Source organism: Marinobacter salexigens, from assembly GCF_018860765.1.
Classification (GTDB): domain Bacteria; phylum Pseudomonadota; class Gammaproteobacteria; order Pseudomonadales; family Oleiphilaceae; genus Marinobacter; species Marinobacter salexigens_A.
Genome location: NZ_JAHKPV010000001.1, coordinates 359,606 through 378,645, shown reverse-complemented (window position 1 = coordinate 378,645; position 19,040 = coordinate 359,606). Strand labels below are relative to the sequence as shown.

Genomic DNA, 19,040 nt, shown 5'->3' with positions numbered 1-19,040 from the left:
CTAAAGCTGTTAAATACCTGTTAGAGCCATAAATCGCCGATGGGTGTTTGCAGGCTAAAGTGATGTTGGATCTGCGCCTGCAGCAGTTCGGCAGTGGCAATGGCATCTATTAGAGCGTTGTGGGCAGCATAGTGAGGTAACCCGTAACGCATTCTGCTGTCTGAAAGCCGAATGGACACCGGCTTTTCCCCGATCAGGCGTTTGAAGAAAGAGGGCTGACGACCTGGTTGCAGGTGCGCCTCAATGGCCATGGTATCGATTAACGGAAAGCGAATGCCTTCATTCAAACGGTATTGCAGGGCGACATCCAGAAAAGGCCGCTCGATATGTCGGAAGTGTACCACTGGAATTCGGCCGTTCAGGCTGGCGAATACTTCCTCAAGTATCTCTGACAGATCTGGCGCCTTTTCAATGTCGGCGTGGGTGATGCCGTGGAAGGTGACTGACATTTGATGCAGCGGCAGTTTGGGCCGCACGATCCAGTGTTTCGCTTGGCCAAGCACAATGGCATCTAGTGTAAAGGGCACTAACCCGATACTGACAATAGAGTGGGCATCTGACTCCAAGCCCGTGGTTTCAAAGTCCAAGGCCACCATAGGCACTTCGCAAATGGATGTGTCCGGAGAAACGCAGCCGGCTTCGTAAAAGGCTTTTAATACTGGCGCCTTGGCACGCTTTGCCAAAGCTTGAAACTGCTCTGGCCATGGCAGGCTTTTGATGTCGTTGGGCACGGAGGCGTTATCAGACATGCCGCGTCGCCTGCGAGTTGTAACGGAATCTCAGAAATTTTTGGGCGTTACTGACAACTTGAAACGCGTCTTTAAGGTGACTGCGTTCGAACGGCGACAAGTCTTCCGGGCGCACGTTGTTATCCGGCTCACCTCCCGCCTCTAGCGTGAGCGCCTGGTGGCGGATGCGTACAATGGAAATGAACTCCAAAGCGTCTCTGAGGTTGCTTAAGTCATCCTCCATGATGAGCTTGGTTTTGCCGATGCTTTTTAGCCGCTCGAAGGAATTCTGTGCCCGGGAACCGCAGGCCAGAGCGTGAATCCGGATCAGGTCAGATAAAGGCGCTGTGCCGCGGCGCTTTAAGTTGAAGGTTTTTTGATGTTTGCCGTCTTCCTCAAGCACGAACGTGCGGAAGAAACCGAGCGGAGGCGTCCGGTTGAGGGCGTTGCGGGCCATGAGCGTCAAGAAAAGCTGGCTTTTACTGGCCTTGTCTGCGACCAGCGCTTTGAGCTCTTCAGCAAACTCCGTGCGGCCATGTATGCCGTCTAAATCAAAGAAAATGTTGCTATTCAGCAAGGCTTCGGCTTTTGGGTTTTCAATCCAGTCAGTAAAGTAATTGCGCCACACTTTTAAGGGCTTTCGCCATTTTGGATTGGTGGCCATGATATCGCCAGTACAGTATGTATAGCCGCATTCTGCCAGACCGTCAGACACAAACTTTGCTAATTCGAGGAAGTAAGCATCGTGTTCCTCTGCCACAAAGTTATCACTCAAAATCATGGCGTTGTCTTGATCGGTTACAACCAGCTGCTCGTCTCGTGCCATGGAGCCCAAAGCCATAAAGCAGTAGGGTACGGGTGGCGGCCCTAATTTTGCCTCACCCAGCTCCAGCAGGCGCTGGGTAAAGCTTCGGCCAATGCCCGCCATGGCACTGCCGATCATGTGGGAGTTGGCGTCCTCATTGACCATGCGCACAAAACTGTCACGCACTTCATTGCTGATTTTCTTTAGGCCTTTCACATGCTGCTGATGGAAGATGTTGCTCACCAGATATAGGCTGCTCTGGCTTTCATATCGCACAATGTCGGCAAGTGCGATCACGCCACGCACTTCTTCCCCGTCGATTACCGGCAAATGGTGCACATTGTTATGCAGCATGGTGAGCATGGCTTCAAAAACATAGCTGCTGGCACGAATGGTGGTCAGCCCTTCGGTCATGATCTCGCTAATGGGGGTTTCGGAAGGCAGCGCTTCAGTGACCGCGCGGGTGCGTAGATCTTTGTCTGTGATAATGCCCGTGAGACGATCACTATCGCACTTATCGACACACTCTTCGTCCATCAGCAGCAGCGCTGAAACACCTTGATCCGTCATGATTCGTGCAGCTTCTTGCAGTCGCACGGTGGTGGGTGCGGAGACGGTTTTACGGGAAATTAGGCGGCTAACGCGAGAAGTCATCAGTGCGTTAGATTTTTCCCGGCGGGAGACGGCTGAGCGCAAACGGCTGCGGTCCTCAATCTCCACAAAATCGGCAAAGTTTTCGTCGTTTTCAAACAAGTTATGAAAGGTTTCGGCGGGAATGCTATACAGCAAGCTGTCTTCCAAGGCTCGGGCTGGGAACCTGACCTGACCCCGCATTAGCAGGCCAAACTGGCCGAAAATCTCGCCTTCACCAATACGATTGTAAAGCTCGCCGGAACGGCGGAAGATTTCCACGGCGCCGCTACGCACATAGTACATACGGGTACTTATTTGCCCGGTCTCTGTTATCTGGGTTCCCGCCCGCACGTAGCTGATTTCTATGCTTTTGGTGAGCTGATTCACCAGCTCCTCCGGCATGTCATCAAACGGGGCATGCTGGATAAGATGGTTGCGGATGTCGATCAGTTCAGCCTGCATGCTGTCTCCCGGTTGGAATTGGATAGTGCCTGCTCAAAACTATAGCAGAAACCGCCGTTTAGGCAGTCAGACCTTCGCCGAAAGGCGATGTCGATGCAAGGCTGTGTCTTTGGCCTTTTGCTTTGCGGCGTGTTGGGCGGTTAGCATGCCAGCTTATCCGGCAAGGAAATAACCAACCATCATGCATACCCTTGTTCTAGGCGGCATTCGTTCCGGCAAAACTGCGCTTGCAGAGCAGTTGGCGGGCGATACTCATAACTCCGTGGTGTATTTGGCAACGGCAACCGCTGGCGATGATGAAATGCGCCTGCGTATTCAACGCCACCAACAGCAACGCCCAGCAAAGTGGGGTCTTGAAGAAGAATCTCTTGCCCTGGCCCCGGTGCTTGCCCGCCATGCACTGGCTCAAAGCCCGCCCTGCCTGTTGGTGGACTGCATGAGCTTGTGGTTAAGCAACCTCTTGCACGCGGGTGAAAAAACCTTCGCTCGTGAGCGAGAAGCTTTCTTAAATGAGGTAAGCCGTTACCCCGGCGAGTTGGTGATTGTTAGTAACGAAGTTGGGCTGGGCACTATTGGCATGGACCCGCTTACCCGTCGTTTTGCTGATGAGCTGGGGTGGTTGAATCAATCATTAGCAAACGTGAGCGACAAGGTGATGATGAGCGTTGCCGGGCTGCCTATGGTGCTAAAGCCTTGAAGTCGCCGTGGGCGACCAAGCTCTGAAATCGCCCATGAGCTGATGTATCTACTTGTACCCTGCTTCGACAGGCATAGGGTGTAGCGAGGCTGGAGAAGGCGTGTTCCAGTGGGATATTCATAACATCTGCAATGAGCATTCTGATCACGCCGCCATGGCAAACGATCAGGACGTTCTGGCCTTCAAGCTCTTGTTGCCAATGCTGCCAGCTTTCAACAACACGATGGTTAAATGCTCTCGCCGTTTCGCCGCCAGGGGGCGTGTTGGCAGCCGGGTTTGCCCAGAACTGGCTGAGTCTTTCGCCATCGCTCGCCATAACCTCACTCGCGGTGCGCCCCTCCCACTCTCCAAAATTGATTTCCCGCAGGCGTTTATCCTTGTGCAGGGGAATACCGTAGCGATCTGACAATTCCTGTGCAAAGTGAACGCAGCGCAGCATAGGTGATGTAACAATAGCGTCCCAAACATCGCCTTCGGTAATGGCGTCGCGCATTTGCTGCCAGCCAGCCTCGCTCAGCGGGTCGTCTTTGCTGCCGCGATACATGGGCCCGCCTTCTGGCTCGCCATGGCGAATTAGGTCAAATACGGTTGTGTTGTCAGCCATAGTGGCGGTGCTCTTGCTAGGGGTTCGCTGTATGAGTTCGCTCTAGGCAGTGAGACCTTCCCGATGAACTCTTCTACTGGTCTTTGTTGCTTACACCAGCGTCTTCAAAACTGGCCATATTGTTGTGCAAGTCACAAGCAGCTCGAAGTAGAGGAACGGCGGCAGCCGCGCCGCTGCCTTCACCAAGGCGCATGCCAAGATCAAGTAGTGGTTCGGCGTCCAATGCGGCTAGAATCGCTTGGTGGCCCGGCTCGGCCGAGCGGTGGGCGAACAGCAGCCAGTCCCGGATGTGGGGCTGCTGGCTTACCGCGAGCATCGCCGCAACCGATACAATGTAGCCGTCGATCAGCACCGGGATAGACCGTGCGGCGCAGCCCGCAATGGCACCTGCTAGGGCCGCAATCTCAAAGCCACCGAAGGCCTTGAGTACAGCAATGGCATCCTCACCATCATCGTCGTTATCGTGGCGTTGAATCGCCTGAATGATCACTTCGGCTTTGTGGCGAACACCAGCAACATTAAGGCCAGTACCCGGGCCGGTCAGCTTCATGGGGTTTTTGCCCATGAGCGAACTGGCGATGGCGGTTGCAGAGGTGGTGTTGCCTATGCCCATTTCGCCGCCAATAAACAACTGGCTGCCTTTATTTGCCGCCCGCTGGGCCGCAGCATCGCCATGGTTCAAAGCCGCGCATACCTGCTCGGCGGTCATGGCGTCGGTGGCTGCGAAGTTGCGGGTACAGGGGGCGATGCGAGCGTCTATAACACCGGGTAGGTCGGGTGCAACATCTGACACGGTGCCAAGGTTTACAACTTCCAGCTCTGCACCCAGAGACTTTGCGAGCACGCTGATGGCCGCGCCGCCATTGGCAAAGTTGGCAATCATTTGTGCCGTAACCGCTTGAGGATAGGCCGATACACCTTCCTCGCAAATTCCGTGATCACCGGCAAAAACGCTGATCTGTATGCGTTCAAGTGTTGGCGTATCTGTTCCCTGCAGACCAGCCAGCTGAACGGCTGCGTTTTCCAGTCTGCCCAGAGAGCCAGTTGGCTTGGTCAGAATGCTTTGACGTCGGGCGGCCTGTTCAAAAAAGCGTACATCGGGCTGCTGGGGAGAAGTGGTCCAACTACTGGGAAACGACATTTCACATACCTTTATGCATCAATAGACCGTAACACAGAGTGCTTTTACGGTGATCAGGGCTTAGGTTTAAAACAGTATGGAGCGGGATCATACTCCGACTGGATGGAATCAGGTAGGCTTGGCGGCTTCACCTTCCGATGAGCCCGGGAATACCTGTGTTGTTATTCGCTCCATTGATTGTCTGTGTGCTTGCTCTGGCCCTTGATGTTCGGCTGGGTGAGCCGCGTCGCTGGCACCCGGTAGTCGGGTTCGGGCGCTTGGCCACTGCGTTGGAAAAGCGGCTTAATACGGCCCCCAAAGACCCCTTTCGAAGCTTGCTGGCGGGATTGTTCTCGGTGTTCTTGCTCACGGCGCCTGTGCTGGGCCTTGCGATCTGGGTATCGGTGGAGCTTGATGGGGTGTTGCTGATACTGATTCAGGCGGTGGCCCTGTGGCTAGCCATCTCTCTGCGAGGGTTGGCGGAACATGGCAGGGCTGTTGCGGAACCCTTGCGAGACGGCGACCTTGAAAAAGCTCGGGATCAAGTAAGCCGTATTGTAAGCCGTAAGGCCAGTGCCTTGGATGAACAAGGTGTAGCGGCGGCCGCAACCGAATCTATGTTAGAAAACGGTGCAGACGCCGTGTTTGCCAGTTTGTTTTGGTTTCTGGTTGCGGGAATGCCGGGGGTGATACTGCATAGAATGGTAAACACGCTGGATGCCATGTGGGGCTACAGGACGCCACGTTTTCTTTATTTTGGCCGGATGGCAGCACGACTCGATGATCTCATGGGTTGGGTGCCCGCCCGCCTGACAGCGCTTACTTATATGCTGTTGGGCCAAAGGGAGTTGGCTTGGCGGTGCTGGCAAAAACAAGCACCGCAATGGGACAGCCCCAATGCCGGGCCTGTTATGGCGGCAGGTGCAGGCGCACTGAATGTGCGGCTTGGCGGCCCATCGCCCTACCCCTCAGGTGTGAAACATCGCCCAGTCTTGGGTGGCACTCAGCATGCGAGCTCAGACAGTGTAGACGGGGCGATTGTGTTGGTGCAGCGCGGCGTACGGCTTTGGCTTGGCATCGTTCTGGTCACTACGGCGCTTTTAATGTTAATGGTGTATTTATAATGATGTTGGAGCATGGCGGGCGCTTGAACAAAGCGGCGGAACGCTGGGGCATTCCCCCTGCGCAATGGCTTGACCTGTCTACGGGAATCAATCCCATTGGCTGGCCAGTGCCTGAGATACCGGCGGAGCTATGGCAGAGATTGCCGGAAGCCGATGATGGGCTGGAAGAAACTATTCGGCAGTGGTCAGGAGTGCCGTCTTCGACTGTTTGCGTACCCGTGCCCGGCAGCCAAGCGGCGATTATGGCGCTGCCGAGGTTACGCAAACCCTGCCGTGTGGGTATACCCGTGCCCGGGTATCGCGAACACGGGTATAACTGGCGGGAAGCGGGTCATGAAGTTGTCGCTATAGGTCCGGTGCAAACAAGCGCGGGTTGCGATGATCGCTGGCTGGACCGGCTAGATGTGTTGGTCTGGATTAACCCCAATAATCCCACCGGAGAAATCATACCGCCCACTACGTTATTGCGTTGGCATCGACGGCTGCAAAAGCGTGGTGGTTGGCTGATTGTTGATGAGGCGTTCATGGACGCTACGCCCGCGTTCAGTGTGGCTCATCAAGCAGGGTCGTCAGGTTTAATCATTTTGCGGTCGCTGGGAAAGTTTTTTGGATTGGCGGGCGTGCGCGCCGGGTTTGTGCTGGCGGACGCAGCAGTGGCTGGCCCCTTGCGGAGAGCTTTAGGCCCTTGGCCGCTTAGTGGGCCATCGCGTTACGTGATGCAGCAGGCACTGAGCGATTACAACTGGCAACGGCAAGCCTTGCACAGATTGCGCGGGGACTCTGGTCGGTTGCGAAGTAGGCTCCAGCAGGTTGGATTTGCACTTGTCGGTGGTAGCCCTCTGTTTCAGACGGTCTGGGCAGATCAGGCACAAGCAGTGGCGGAAGATTTTGCACGCAACGGCCTGTTGGTTCGTTATTTCGAACAGCCAGAAATGTTGCGGTTCGGGTTACCCGCGAGCAACCGAGACTGGGAACGGTTGGAGCGGGCAATGATGCGGCTTGGTTAACGGCATCATTGCCCTGAGCTGCTGTCTTACTTCTCGGTTTCCAAGAAGGTGATGGCAATGGGCAATAGCTGGGTTTCTACAAAGTCGACCTGCTCATCGGTGGTTGTATCAAGAATGCGAATACCTTGGGCATTTGTGTTGGCATCGCCTAACCACAGGGTGCCTTCCGGGCTCAAACTGAGTGCTCTGAAGTCGCCACCGGTTAGGTCTGCAACATCTTCAAGGCTGCTCACGCCTTCAGCTGGGTTGAAACGTTGCAAGGCAAGGTTCTGCCAGCCTGAGTAGTTAAGAATGTAGGCTTGTGTTGGGCTAACAAACACGGCGCTATTTATTTGTGTGGCGATATCTTCATCGGCAATCAACGAGCTAACGGCATAGGTTTCCGGGTTAACAATGTCCAGCCCTGTTCCGGTAAAGGGTGAGCTGAAGGCACCCCGGTTAACCACGGTAAGGCCAAGACCTTCAACATGCTCGATACGTGCGGGGTTCGAGCCTTGGAGAGGAATGCCTTTCAGCGACTCGGTGCTTTCCGGGTTGGTATCAATTTCTAAATCGGTTGTTGTGTCAAACACGGCAACGTATGCGGTATTTGTTGGCTGGTAATTGCTGTCCAACCGCTCCAGCGTGATAAACAGCTTGTCGTTGGCGATTACGCCTGAGGACATGTTGGGTGCGCCAATGGTGTCTTCAGGAAGGTAGGCTGACAGATCAAGTTCACCGATACGGAACTCGGACTCTGTTGCGGCTGAAGGGTTCACAATCCACGCTTTGCTGGCACCGTAACGAAGCAGGTAGGCTTTTTCCTCACTCACGAAAACAAGCTTATAAGGGTTGGATGAGCCCTCGTCACCAGCCGCAAGCGTGGAATAGTCCCAAGTTGCTATTGCCGGCTCGCTCACATTCACTTTCTTAATGGAGTCGCCGTTGAACTTTTCAATCAGGTAGTAGTTCTCTCCGTATGCGTTCACGGTGATATCTGAGATCGTTGAAAAGTAGCCACCCGAAGCCGTTATATCCTCTTTATCAAGCTCTGCCAGCTCAACCTCGCCCGAGCTGTAATCGCTTGCAGCCGTTGCAATAACAGCCACATATTTTGTGTCTTCGCCTACTTGCAAATTACCATCGTTGCCGCTTGAGCTTCCGCCACAGGCGGTAAGTGTGGCTGTGAGGGCAAGCACAAAAGGCAGTGCTAAGCTGCGGGTATAGTGTTCAGTTTTCATTGATAAACTCCTGAGTTGTCGTTCATTAAAAGTGGTGTTTCATATTTACAAACCAGCTCCTACCGGGTCCCGGGAAGCGGCTGAAGTCTTGGTAAACTTCATTCGTTATGTTCCGTAGTTCCAGAGCGATTTCACTCTCGCTTCGGTTTGCCCAGATTTTCGTCCAACTGGCAGAGGCGTTAACAAGTGTTCGCGTGTCTGCGGTTAATCTGTTGGCAGCGTCGTAATAGAGCTTGTCGTCATAGCTGTAGGAAATATCAAAGCGGAATGGGCGTATATGCCAGCGGCTGCCTGCTACGAACGATTCATGGTAGATCCCGGGCAGCCTGTGTTCGTAGCGGTCGCTAACACTGTTGTCGGTGTTTTCAGACTCTTGCAGCGTGGCGTTGGCGTAGACTTCCCACCAGTGATCAATACGCCATGACGCATCCACTTCTGTTCCGTAGATGTGAGCGGATAAATTGGTATAGCGGCCAACACCGCGGGCGTCATAAATAGCCGAAACTGCAGGGTCTAGATCACGATAGAAGCCGGTTAGCTCAACATGCCCCCAACCTTGGTCTGTGCGCAGTGTGATCTCGTAATTTAGGGACTCTTCGGCTTGCAGGTCGGTGTTGCCAACAAACAACCCCTGCTGACCATAGAGCTCTTGCAAGGTGGGAACGCGAACCTGACGCGCCAGCCCGGCCGAGATTTCCCAGTTATCGGCAAAATAATGGCTCAAGCCTAATTGCCAGCTGTTATAACGATCGGTGTTTGAGGTCTTCGTGATGGTGCCATTACCGAGTGTCTCGTCGGAATCGTCATCAACCCGGTACTGCCGCAGTGAAACCTGCGAGCGCCAGCGGCTGTTTGAGCTGAGCCATTGGTGAGAAAGCACAGCGGCAATCTGTAGGCGCTCTCTTTTGTCAGGAAGGTCCGAGCCCAGCTTGTCATGTTGCTGGTAGTTGTAATGAGCGACATCAGCAGTTGTAGAAAGCGTGTGATTGCCCAGTAGCCAAGTGAGAGTGTTAACCATGCCCAGCTGATCCGTGTCGGTATAGACATCAGTGGTGCCTAGCCCAACGAGCCCGGTTGCGTTGTTGTAGCGTTCGTTGGTGTCCGACCAGATAAGCCGGTGGCTGGAGTGAATTTTGCCGTCCATCCAGCCTTGTTGCTGGTAGTGGAGTTGGGTGCGCAGTGTTTCGTTGGTGAGGAAGGCTTTGTTGTTACGCCAGTTCTGAATGCTAGGAACGTTTTGCTCGTTATCGTTGTATTGGATCAGCGCATTCAGTTTGCTGGTGTTGTTGATCTCCCAGCCAAGTTTGGTGCTGACGGCATCTTGTTCGTACTCTGCGTTTCGGCGCTTGGTGTTGGCGCCATCGTTCGGGTTAAACCAATTGCGGCTGTTGGGGTATTCAAAGTCGTTGTCACTGCTCTGTCTGTCTAGCGATAGCCAGTAATAAACATCTTTATGACTGCCGCTATCGAACAAGCCCATCTTGTAGGTATTAAACGAGCCCGCACCCAAATTCAGGCGGGTTGAGCCCTCAATATCTTTGCCGAGAGTTTCCAGTACAACAACGCCGCCAATGCCCGCTTGCGCAAATTGAGTGGGTGCGCTGTTGGGGTAGACCTGAATGCGGCTGACATCGTGCAGGCCCAGCTTGCCCATATCCACACCACCCGTAACCGGATCGTTCAGCAGCATGCCATCGACCACAACCTGAACCTGTTGTGCCGTGGAGCCTCTGAGAGACACGGAGGAATAGCTGCCTAAGCCACCACTTTGGCGGATCTGCACACCGGTCTGCTCACTCAGTACATCCGCTAGGTTTGCCGTGCGGTTTTCAAATTCTGAGCGAGGAATTACTCGCACGGGGCCAGTTGCCTTGGCGGGGTCTAGGGTTGCAGCGGCGTTGGCCGGGGCGCTCTCCACAACGATAAACGGCGCAGAATCATCGGCACTCGCGACGGTCAGAGGCATAAGAAATAGCAGGCAGACAATTCGTCGCATTGGAGCAGTAACCATGGCCAAATGAGCTATAAACTGCAGCCACAGAACTCTGTCTTAGCTGCGAGCACAGCTATCATCAGGAGGTTTAACGCCAACACGAGTGGGCAAAAACTCCGCGGCACCAGCCCTCCGCCAGTACACACTGATAGCCGGTAGCAGGCCGGTCTCCGGGCTTGCGGCTGGCGATGTCGCCAGAGTAGGATGCGCTCGCACCAGCTTGAAGGCTGGAACTGATCCTGCTCATTGCCGCTTACCGTTGCGGGGGCAGCGTCGGACTTTAACCGAACTTCCCAGTTTCACCCTGTGCGCAATAATACGATAACGTATGTTGCGCAACGGGCACCTGCTACGGATAGAACTTGGCGCATAGTCTAGGGTCCCGTTTTATGTCAGTCAATTAATGTTGCGTGTGGCTCAGGGCCTGCGATTTTGGTGGCGCTAAAAGGAATGGCTTCTTGATGATTTTTCGTGTGTTTTTGTTGTTTTTCGCGCTCATTTCCGGTGCGTTTGCAGACGTTTGTGCCACAGATGATGCGGGACAATCCCTTTGTTTGGCGGTTCCTGCGCAGCGCATTGCCACTTTGTCGCCGGGCGCAACAGAGCTTACTTTCGCAGCTGGGGCGGGTGACAAGGTCATCGCTGGTGTTAATTACAGTGACTATCCACCTGCAGCACTCAAGCTCCCACGGGTTGGCAACCATACTCGAATAGATCTTGAAGCCCTGATGGCCCTTAAACCGGATCTGGTCATCACCTGGGTAACAGGCAACCCTCCAGCCCAGATTGAGTTGTTGGAGAAACTGGGTATTCCTTTGTTTGCCATTGAGCCTCGTACCTTTGAGGGGGTATCCAGCGTTCTTGAGCGGCTGTCGACTCTCGCAGGTACGGAGGAGTCAGGATTTGCTGAAGCAGAGCGTTTCAGAAAAGGCATTGCAGATATCACCGAAGAGTACCGCGATGCGGAGCCGATATCGGTTTTTTATCAAGTGTGGGAGCAGCCTCTGATGACTATCAACAATGATCATTTGATTGGCAAGGTTCTGCAGTTGTGCGGCGGAGTCAATGTGTTTGGCGACATGCCACGTTTGGTTCCTAGAATCAGCGCAGAAGTTGTTCTGAAGGCGGACCCTCAAGCCATTCTCACGGGGAGCGTAGATGGCGAAGCTGACGAGCAACTGGATCGCTGGAGAGACTATTCCGAATTGAGTGCAGTGGCTCGAGACAACCTTATTTTCGTTCCCGCTTCCCCCATTTCCCGACCCACTCCCAGGCTACTCGAGGCCAGCAAGCTGATCTGCCAACAACTGGAAGTTGCCCGTGGGCATTGATGGCCTAAGCGTGAAAATGTGCGGAGGTGATTTATGACTCGCACGCTTCTGAGCCTGAGTATAGTGGCATTGGCTGCCATGATGCTGGCTCTGGCTATGGGAAGTGTGACCGTCCCACTGCCTGATCTTTGGCAGGTTATTCAGGGTGACGGCAGCGCTTTACATCGCACGCTTGTTTGGGAATTACGACTGCCCCGCGCAGTCGCGGCCTTTGCTACCGGCGGCCTGCTTGCGGTAGCCGGTGCGCTGATGCAGGTATTACTACGAAACCCACTTGCCGACCCTTATATTCTAGGGTTATCAGGTGGTGCGGCCGTGGGTGCGCTACTGGCCATGCTCGCTGGAATGGGAACGCTGTTGATCTCGGGTTCGGCTTTTGCCGGTGCCATGTTGGCAACCTTGCTGGTGTTCGGCCTTGCCCATGGAACTGGCAGTTGGACACCCTCTCGCCTGTTGCTCACCGGTGTTGTGGTCGCGTCCGGCTGGGGCGCTGTGATCACCCTCATGCTGGCAATTACGCCCTCCCACAAACTGCCCGGCATGCTGTACTGGCTGATGGGTGATGTTTCCTATGCTCGCACACCTTGGCCAGCTCTTTCGGTGTTGGTTGTATCGATTGCATTGATCATGCCGCTCGCCCGAAACCTTAACGTTTTGGCCCGAGGGCCTATGCAGGCAGCTGCATTGGGGGTTTCTGTGCGGCCGTTGGAGTGGTCGGTGTATCTGCTAGCAAGCTTGCTGACGGCGACGGCGGTAACAACGGCTGGCAGCATCGGTTTTGTCGGTCTGATTGTGCCTCACATGCTCCGGTTGGTGCTGGGTAATGATCAGCGCGTCATCTTGCCTGCCAGCGTTCTGGCTGGCGGCACTTTATTGGTTCTGGCGGATACTTTGGCGCGCACCGTGATTGCGCCCGAGCAGTTACCGGTTGGCGTTATTACCGCGTTGCTTGGCGTGCCTATGTTCCTGTACCTACTGCACCGGAGCCGTTGATGAGCACCCTACGCACTCGTGATCTGATCATTAACATCCCAGAAAGGCGCGATGGCTTTGCCTTGAACATGACCGTTGAACCTGGGCAGGTCTGGGGTGTACTTGGCCCCAACGGCGCGGGAAAAACCACCTTACTGCATACACTTGCAGGGTTGTTGCCCGCCCGCAACGGGTGGGTAGAGCTAAATAACGCTCCCGTGAAAGAGCTGAAGCGTCGCGCTATTGCCCGGCAACTGGGGCTGGTGTTTCAGGAACGTCAGGATACGTTTCCGGCAACGGTGATGGAAACAGCTTTGATTGGCCGCCATCCCTGGCTGTCACCTTGGGAGAGCGAGCAAGGTGAAGATCAGGCGCTTGCCGAGCAAGCGCTGCGGGCTCTGGATGTTGAAGGTTTGTCTAGCCGCTTGCTCAACACCTTGTCTGGTGGCGAGCGCCAGCGTGTGGCCATTGCTACCTTAATGACCCAAAACCCGGATATCTGGTTACTGGATGAGCCCACCAATCATCTGGACTTGCACCATCAGGTTAGGGTGATGAACCTTCTTCGGAATCAAGCGCAGTCCGGAAAAACTGTGTTTATGTGCCTGCACGACCTGAACATGGCCGCACGCTGGTGTAGCCATGTTCTGCTGCTTTACACCAATGGCGATGCCTGTTGGGGGGCAACCGAAAGCATGTTGGTGCCAGAGGCACTGGAACGCTTATACAACCAGCGCCTTATCTCCCTGAAAAAAGACGGACTGTCGGTATTCGTGCCGGCTCCATAAAGCAACTTTGATATGAGGCTATCGCCATGAAGGAACGCGCAAAAGACCCCGAACGCCACGCCAAACGCATGGCAGCCAAGCAGAAAATCATGCAGGAGCGCATAGCCAAAGCCCAGAAAGAACAGGGCATATTGCTGGTGCTAACCGGCCCCGGAAAAGGCAAAAGCAGCTCTGGCTTCGGTATGGTCGCCCGAGCCCTTGGCCACGGCATGAAAGTTGGTGTTGTGCAGTTTATCAAAGGTGCCTTTAGTACCGGCGAAGAAGCGTTTTTTCGGAACCTGCCCAATGTGGATTACCACGTAATGGGCCAAGGCTACACTTGGGAAACCCAGAATCGGGAGCAGGATGTTGCAGCGGCCAATGCTGCCTGGGATATCGTTGCAGGTATGTTGAAAGACGACAGCTACGATTTGATTTTGCTGGATGAACTCAATATCGCACTGAAGTACGACTACATTGATCTGGATCGCGTTCTGGACGACCTGCAGGCTCGCCCGGAGATGCAACATGTGGTTGTTACTGGCAGAAGCGCCCCCAAAGAACTGATCGATATCGCAGATACCGTGACTGAAATGGGCGTGGTGAAGCACGCCTTTGAGGATCAGGGCATCAAGGCTCAAAAGGGTGTTGAGCTTTAATCCATGACCACCCTCATGATCCAAGGCACTACCTCCGACGCCGGTAAAACGACTGTCGTTGCGGCCCTGTGCCGCTGGTTGGCCCGTCAAGGTGTATCGGTTGCGCCGTTCAAACCACAAAACATGGCATTGAACAGCGCAGTCACAATCGACGGTGGCGAAATTGGCCGGTCCACCGCTCTGCAGGCTCTGGCGTGTGGCCTTGAACCACACAGCGACATGAACCCGGTCTTGCTGAAGCCACAAAGCGATTGCGGTGCTCAGGTTATTTTGCGCGGGCAAGTGCGTGGCAATATGGATGCGCTGGATTATCACGCCTACAAAGCCGAAGCCATGGAGGCGGTTATGGCCGCCTGGCGCTCGCTCCGCGAACGTTACGATGTAATCATTGCCGAAGGCGCGGGTAGCCCGGCTGAGGTCAACTTGCGGGCCAACGATATAGCCAACATGGGCTTTGCGGAAGCGGCGGATTGCCCGGTATTGTTGGTGGGCGATATCGACCGAGGCGGCGTGTTTGCACAGCTGGTAGGCACGCTGGAGCTGATATCTGCCAGCGAGCAGCAGCGTACCAAAGGCTTCATCATTAACCGTTTTCGCGGTGATATCAGCTTGCTGGAACCGGGGCTGGACTGGCTGGCGGAGCGTACTGGCAAGCCCGTCATCGGCGTGCTGCCATACCTTCGTGGCCTAATAGTGGATTCTGAAGACAGCATAGGCACGTCCGGCACCAGCGAGGCCGGAGCGCTCAATGTGGTCGTTCCGGTATTGCCGCGCATCAGTAACCACAACGATTTTGACCCGCTTCGGTTGCACCCGGGGGTAAACCTGCAGTTCATCGGGCCAGACCAGCCCATTCCTCCGGCGGATTTAATCATACTTCCCGGCAGTAAAAGCTCCCGCACTGATTTGGCCTTTCTGCACAGCCAAGGCTGGGCCCAAGCCATCCGTAAACATCTGCGCTACGGCGGTAAGGTGTTCGGTATCTGTGGCGGTTTCCAGATGCTCGGTGAGCAAGTGGCTGACCCGAACGGACTGGAAGGAAACGCAGGATCTACGGAAGGCTTGGGTTTACTGGAAATGAGCACCACTATGGTTGCGGGTAAGCAGCTGAAAAAGGTGTTTGGTGTATTGAACCTGACCACAAAGGCTTGCGCTCGCACAGGGGTCGGTTTTAGTGGATACGAAATGCACAACGGCGTGAGTGAAGGAGCAGCTCTGGCGCACCCGCTGGGCCGTATAAATGGCAGTAGCGAAGGCGCGATGAGCAATGATGGCCAAGTCGCCGGTACCTACGTGCATGGAATTTTTGACAAGCCCGCCGCCTGCGAAGCAATCCTGCACTGGGCCGGGCTGAATCAGTCGGGCGCTGCAGTGGATTATCAGCAGCATCGCATGGCGCAACTCGACCGGCTGGCAGATCAGATAGAGCGGCATCTCGATACCGCGTGGTTGCGCGAACTGCTGAACGTCAGGAGGTGATGGGGGTTAACTTTTTGACCAGAACCTGAAACTGCAGGCCAAAGGCTGGCGATCACGCCTGCCGCTGGAGGAATTAATGCACGGGAACGGCTGGGGACAGCCCCTGACTTGGTGATCTTGGGGCACAATTTGGGCTTTATTACGGGTGCTCAGAAACCACCCGCTTCTTCGGCTTCTTCAACGCCTCAAACCCGATAATCACATCCATCAGTTCGTTGGTAATTTCCGTTTGCCGAACTGACCGAAGCTCACCCTCTACCACCTCAATGCGTTCATCCACCGATTGCTCAGCCTGCTGCATCAGAGCCAGCCGGGCGGAATTTTCGGTCACCATGGCTTCTGCCGAGGCACGAAAAACGCTGGCGAAGATATGGCTGCGAATCAGGGATGATAACAGCGCGCCCGCCTCCATGGTGTAATCCGGAAGTGAGCGTGAGTCCCATTGTTTTTCACGCTGCAGCAGAGAAGGTGCAAGCGGAAGAAGGCTCTGTATGGTCGGCTCCCGCGTGCCATGTTCGCCGCGCTGGGTAAATGCCAGAGTGACGGCCAGATGGTGCAAAGGTTGGCCCCGGCTAAAACGGTCTATACGGGTAACGATATCTCCAGCAAGACGGCCTATACCTTCGGCAGAGGCCGGTGGCAGCAATACTGCTTCTGGCAGCAGGTCCTGATCATCCAGAGCATCGTTCATTTGTGCACCGATGCAGAACAGGCGCTGCTTGCCGATTGTCTGGCTCTGGCAATGGTGCTGCACCACCTCTGCGAGGGCTTCGTTGTAGTTGCCGCAAAGCCCGTGATCGGAGCCAAATACGATCACCAGATGCTCCCAAGCCTCTTCCTGCTGCAGGTTGATACCGCTGGTTCGGTAAGCAAAGGCCGCAAAGCCTTCCAGTATGGTCTGGTGATAGGCCTCAATGGAGCGGGCGGCATGCTCATATGGCGCGGCGTTAATCGCAGACAGTGTTTTCATGGTGTGAACAATGCCGCGAATGCTGGTGAGGGTGTCGCTGTGCCGGGTCAGCGTCTCAAGTGTCTGGGGCACGGCTGACCTCATTTGAACTTTCAGGGGTCGCGGCCAGAGCTTTGCGCGCCGCCGTGATAATTCGTTTGCGGTCTTCCTCGCTTAAACCTTTGTTCTCACTGATGCGCTCATCGATGAATTGGAAGTGCTTTCGGGCAGCGGTACGGATGCGGTCCATGGCATTGCCCAGTTGCTCTTCGGGCAAGGCATCGAAAATCCCTTCCATAGCGGCAATCAACACCGCCAACTGCTCTGCGGCGGGCATGGGATCGCGTTCGGCCTGACGCATGGCGGTACGAACGGCCGCACCGCGAGTTAGCCGGGCGCGGGTGGTGTCGTCCAGTCTTGTGCCAAAGCGGGCGAAGTCTTCCAGTTCTTCGAACTGCGACAGTGTGACCCGCAAATTACCAGCCACTTGCCGTAAGGTGCGGCTTTGGGCTTTGCCGCCCACGCGGGAAACGGACAAACCCAGATCCACAGCAGGGAACTGGTTTCGGCGCACCAGTCGCGGTGACAGGTAAATTTGTCCGTCGGTAATGGAGATCAGATTGGTGGGAATGTAGGCAGACAGGTTCTCCGCCTGGGTTTCCACCACGGGCAAGGCGGTAATCGAGCCACCACCCGCTTCCTGAGTAAACTGGCCAGCCCGCTCCAGTAAGCGCGCATGAACATAGAAAATATCGCCGGGGAAAGCTTCGCGCCCCGGTGGCCGGCGCAACAGAAGTGACAACTCCCGATAGGAGCGGGCGTGGTGGGTAAGGTCATCAAAAATGATCAATACATCCCGACCCTGATCGGAAAAGTATTCTGCCATGGCCATAGCGGAATAGGGCGCGATGTACGCCAACCCCGGTGTTTCTTCGTCACCGGCCGACATCACGATGCTGCGTGCCAGCATATTGCCTTTTTTCAGGGCCGCGATAACCCGGGATACGGCATCACCGCGCTGGCCGATAGCACAATAGAGACAGATAACATCCGAGCGCGACTGGTTCAGCATGGTGTCTATGGCAATGGAGGTTTTGCCAGTTTGTCGGTCACCAATGATCAGCTCACGTTGGCCAAGACCCACAGGTACGGCGGCATCAATGGCTTTGAGGCCCGTGGCCAATGGCCGGGAAATCGCCGAGCGGGTGAGAATGCCCGGTGCTTCTGCTTCAATGGGGGTTTCTGTTACAGCGGTGATAGGCCCCAAACCGTCCCTCGGGCGGCCCATGGCGTCGACCACGCGCCCGAGAAACGCCGGGCCTATTGGCACGCTTACCACCTTACGGGTGCGGCGCACATCCTCACCCAAAGTGATGAGCTCGGAAGGCCCGAGAAGAATCACACCGAGCCGACCAGGTTCCAGATCCAGCACTATACCTTGAATGCCGCACTCAAAAATCAGCAGCTCATCGGCCAAGGCACGAGCCAGGCCGGTCACAATTGCAACACCATCGCCCACTTCAGTGACCCTGCCGACCTCAGTTAATACCGGCGCAGGCGCGGGCGCCGCCAGCATGGATTTCCGCCATGCCTCGAACTGCTCGGCTGAATGCAATTCAGCGTGCGGTTGAGAATGTGATGGAAAGCGGTTTTCCGGAACACTGTGATCGGTGTCGGTCATAGCGATTAATCTTTCCTTTATTATTCACGACCGGGTTTATGTGCCCGTCGGCTGAATGCGCCCGGAAGCACCCGCAGCCATGCGCTCGTTTAATAACGCGTCAAATTCTTCGGTGTAACTGTCCACTGTCCAGGCTATCTGGGCGCCGCCAACCCGCAGAATCAGGCCTGGCGCTTGTTGTGAGTCGCTTTCAAAACGCAGGTCTATGCCTGGTAGCAGGCTTTGTACATCAGCGAGTAGCAGCGCCTGTGCCGCTTCAGGCAAGGTGTCGCGTGTGGTTGCTACCGCTTCCTTGCTGTCGCCTGCAGCCTCCGAGAGCTCGCCGACAATAGGCCGTAAACGCGCGCTTACATGGCGAACGATAGCTTCTTCCAGAGATTCGTCCGCGAGATCCCTCAGTGCTTTTCGGGTTAGCTCCAGCAGGGTTTCTTCGCCTGCACGCTGCAACTGTGCGGTGAACTTCTGGCGTTCACGCTCAAGGTGCTTGTGCCAGTCTTGCTGTTCCCGCTCCAGTTTGGTGCGGGCTTCGGCCAGGAGGCTGTCGCGTTGAACTTCTGATTCCCTCAGGGCTTCTTTAACCACAGCATCCTGATCTGAGAACAGCTGTTTTTGCTGCTGGCGGAACTCCGCTTCGGCAGCCTGAGCCTTTTTCTCGGCCTCTCCGGCCTCTGCCATGCGGCGTTTTATTTCAGCCTCGCGGGCATCTATGCCATTGAGAATCGGGCGATAGAGAAAGCGCTTCAGCAGCCACACCAGTACCAAAAAGTTGGCGATCTGCGCGATAACGGTTATCCAGTCAATGGACATGA

The 19,040-nt window shown here is 55.3% G+C and carries 17 protein-coding genes and 1 riboswitch; of the genes, 8 read left to right on the top strand and 9 right to left on the bottom strand.

Going from position 1 to position 19,040, the window contains the following annotated elements; genetic code table 11:
- Window positions 1–20: 20 nt before the first annotated feature.
- A complete protein-coding gene (locus KO508_RS01735; RefSeq protein WP_216006617.1) occupies window positions 21–749 on the bottom strand; it encodes a 3'-5' exonuclease in 729 nt (242 codons plus the stop codon).
- A complete protein-coding gene (locus tag KO508_RS01730) occupies window positions 742–2,628 on the bottom strand; it encodes a DUF294 nucleotidyltransferase-like domain-containing protein (RefSeq protein ID WP_216006616.1) in 1,887 nt (628 codons plus the stop codon). The genes KO508_RS01735 and KO508_RS01730 overlap by 8 nt, the downstream gene beginning before the upstream one ends.
- A 181-nt stretch (window positions 2,629–2,809) precedes the next feature.
- Between KO508_RS01730 and cobU the strand changes: the two genes are divergently transcribed.
- Window positions 2,810–3,325 carry a bifunctional adenosylcobinamide kinase/adenosylcobinamide-phosphate guanylyltransferase gene (gene cobU, locus KO508_RS01725; RefSeq protein WP_216006615.1) on the top strand — a complete coding sequence of 172 codons (516 nt, stop codon included), beginning with the start codon at window positions 2,810–2,812 and terminating at the stop codon, window positions 3,323–3,325.
- Here the strand turns inward: cobU and KO508_RS01720 are convergent.
- Window positions 3,306–3,929: a histidine phosphatase family protein gene (locus tag KO508_RS01720; protein WP_216006614.1), complete on the bottom strand. Its 624-nt coding sequence runs from the start codon at window positions 3,927–3,929 to the stop codon at window positions 3,306–3,308. The genes cobU and KO508_RS01720 overlap by 20 nt on opposite strands.
- A gap of 73 nt (window positions 3,930–4,002) precedes the next feature.
- Entirely contained in the window at window positions 4,003–5,070 is a 1,068-nt protein-coding gene (cobT, locus tag KO508_RS01715; RefSeq protein WP_216006613.1) for a nicotinate-nucleotide--dimethylbenzimidazole phosphoribosyltransferase, read from the bottom strand.
- 137 nt (window positions 5,071–5,207) lie between these two features.
- Here cobT and cbiB point away from each other — a divergent pair, with 137 nt between their 5' ends.
- Together cbiB and cobD are read left to right on the top strand one after the other, a co-directional pair.
- Window positions 5,208–6,173, top strand: coding sequence for an adenosylcobinamide-phosphate synthase CbiB (gene cbiB / locus KO508_RS01710; RefSeq protein ID WP_216006612.1), 966 nt, complete (start codon window positions 5,208–5,210; stop codon window positions 6,171–6,173).
- 2 nt (window positions 6,174–6,175) lie between these two features.
- Window positions 6,176–7,180, top strand: coding sequence for a threonine-phosphate decarboxylase CobD (cobD, locus tag KO508_RS01705; protein WP_216007289.1), 1,005 nt, complete (start codon window positions 6,176–6,178; stop codon window positions 7,178–7,180).
- A 26-nt stretch (window positions 7,181–7,206) separates the two neighbouring features.
- Here the strand turns inward: cobD and KO508_RS01700 are convergent, their stop codons facing one another.
- Window positions 7,207–8,400 carry a hypothetical protein gene (locus tag KO508_RS01700; RefSeq protein WP_216006611.1) on the bottom strand — a complete coding sequence of 398 codons (1,194 nt, stop codon included), beginning with the start codon at window positions 8,398–8,400 and terminating at the stop codon, window positions 7,207–7,209.
- Window positions 8,401–8,425: 25 nt separating this feature from the next.
- Entirely contained in the window at window positions 8,426–10,396 is a 1,971-nt protein-coding gene (locus tag KO508_RS01695; RefSeq protein WP_216006610.1) for a TonB-dependent receptor, read from the bottom strand.
- A 141-nt stretch (window positions 10,397–10,537) separates the two neighbouring features.
- Window positions 10,538–10,758: riboswitch (cobalamin riboswitch) on the bottom strand.
- A gap of 96 nt (window positions 10,759–10,854) precedes the next feature.
- On the opposite strand from KO508_RS01695, the gene KO508_RS01690 reads away from it, so the two are divergent.
- From KO508_RS01690 to KO508_RS01670, 5 genes are read left to right on the top strand one after another with little or no spacing between them, the layout of a single operon-like run.
- On the top strand, window positions 10,855–11,724 hold the full coding sequence (locus KO508_RS01690) for a cobalamin-binding protein (RefSeq protein WP_216007288.1): 870 nt from the start codon (window positions 10,855–10,857) through the stop codon (window positions 11,722–11,724).
- Between the two features lie 33 nt (window positions 11,725–11,757).
- Window positions 11,758–12,717 carry a FecCD family ABC transporter permease gene (locus KO508_RS01685; RefSeq protein ID WP_216006609.1) on the top strand — a complete coding sequence of 320 codons (960 nt, stop codon included), beginning with the start codon at window positions 11,758–11,760 and terminating at the stop codon, window positions 12,715–12,717.
- Window positions 12,717–13,484, top strand: a complete 768-nt coding sequence (locus KO508_RS01680) for an ABC transporter ATP-binding protein (protein WP_216006608.1) — start codon at window positions 12,717–12,719, stop codon at window positions 13,482–13,484. The genes KO508_RS01685 and KO508_RS01680 overlap by 1 nt, the downstream gene beginning before the upstream one ends.
- A 26-nt stretch (window positions 13,485–13,510) precedes the next feature.
- On the top strand, window positions 13,511–14,122 hold the full coding sequence (gene cobO, locus KO508_RS01675) for a cob(I)yrinic acid a,c-diamide adenosyltransferase (RefSeq protein WP_216006607.1): 612 nt from the start codon (window positions 13,511–13,513) through the stop codon (window positions 14,120–14,122).
- A gap of 3 nt (window positions 14,123–14,125) precedes the next feature.
- The gene (locus tag KO508_RS01670) at window positions 14,126–15,601 is read left to right on the top strand and encodes a cobyric acid synthase (protein ID WP_216006606.1); all 1,476 of its coding nucleotides are present in this window, start codon (window positions 14,126–14,128) and stop codon (window positions 15,599–15,601) included.
- Between the two features lie 139 nt (window positions 15,602–15,740).
- On the opposite strand, the gene KO508_RS01665 is transcribed toward KO508_RS01670, so the two are convergent.
- Genes KO508_RS01665 through KO508_RS01655 form a run of 3 tightly spaced genes read right to left on the bottom strand, consistent with a single transcriptional unit; the run spans window position 15,741 to window position 19,038 of the window.
- On the bottom strand, window positions 15,741–16,643 hold the full coding sequence (locus KO508_RS01665) for a F0F1 ATP synthase subunit gamma (protein ID WP_216006605.1): 903 nt from the start codon (window positions 16,641–16,643) through the stop codon (window positions 15,741–15,743).
- The gene (locus KO508_RS01660; protein ID WP_216006604.1) at window positions 16,627–18,231 is read right to left on the bottom strand and encodes a F0F1 ATP synthase subunit alpha; all 1,605 of its coding nucleotides are present in this window, start codon (window positions 18,229–18,231) and stop codon (window positions 16,627–16,629) included. Before KO508_RS01660 ends, KO508_RS01665 begins: the two co-directional genes overlap by 17 nt.
- Window positions 18,232–18,267: 36 nt before the next feature.
- Window positions 18,268–19,038, bottom strand: a complete 771-nt coding sequence (locus tag KO508_RS01655; protein ID WP_216006603.1) for a F0F1 ATP synthase subunit B family protein — start codon at window positions 19,036–19,038, stop codon at window positions 18,268–18,270.
- Window positions 19,039–19,040 lie beyond the last annotated feature (2 nt).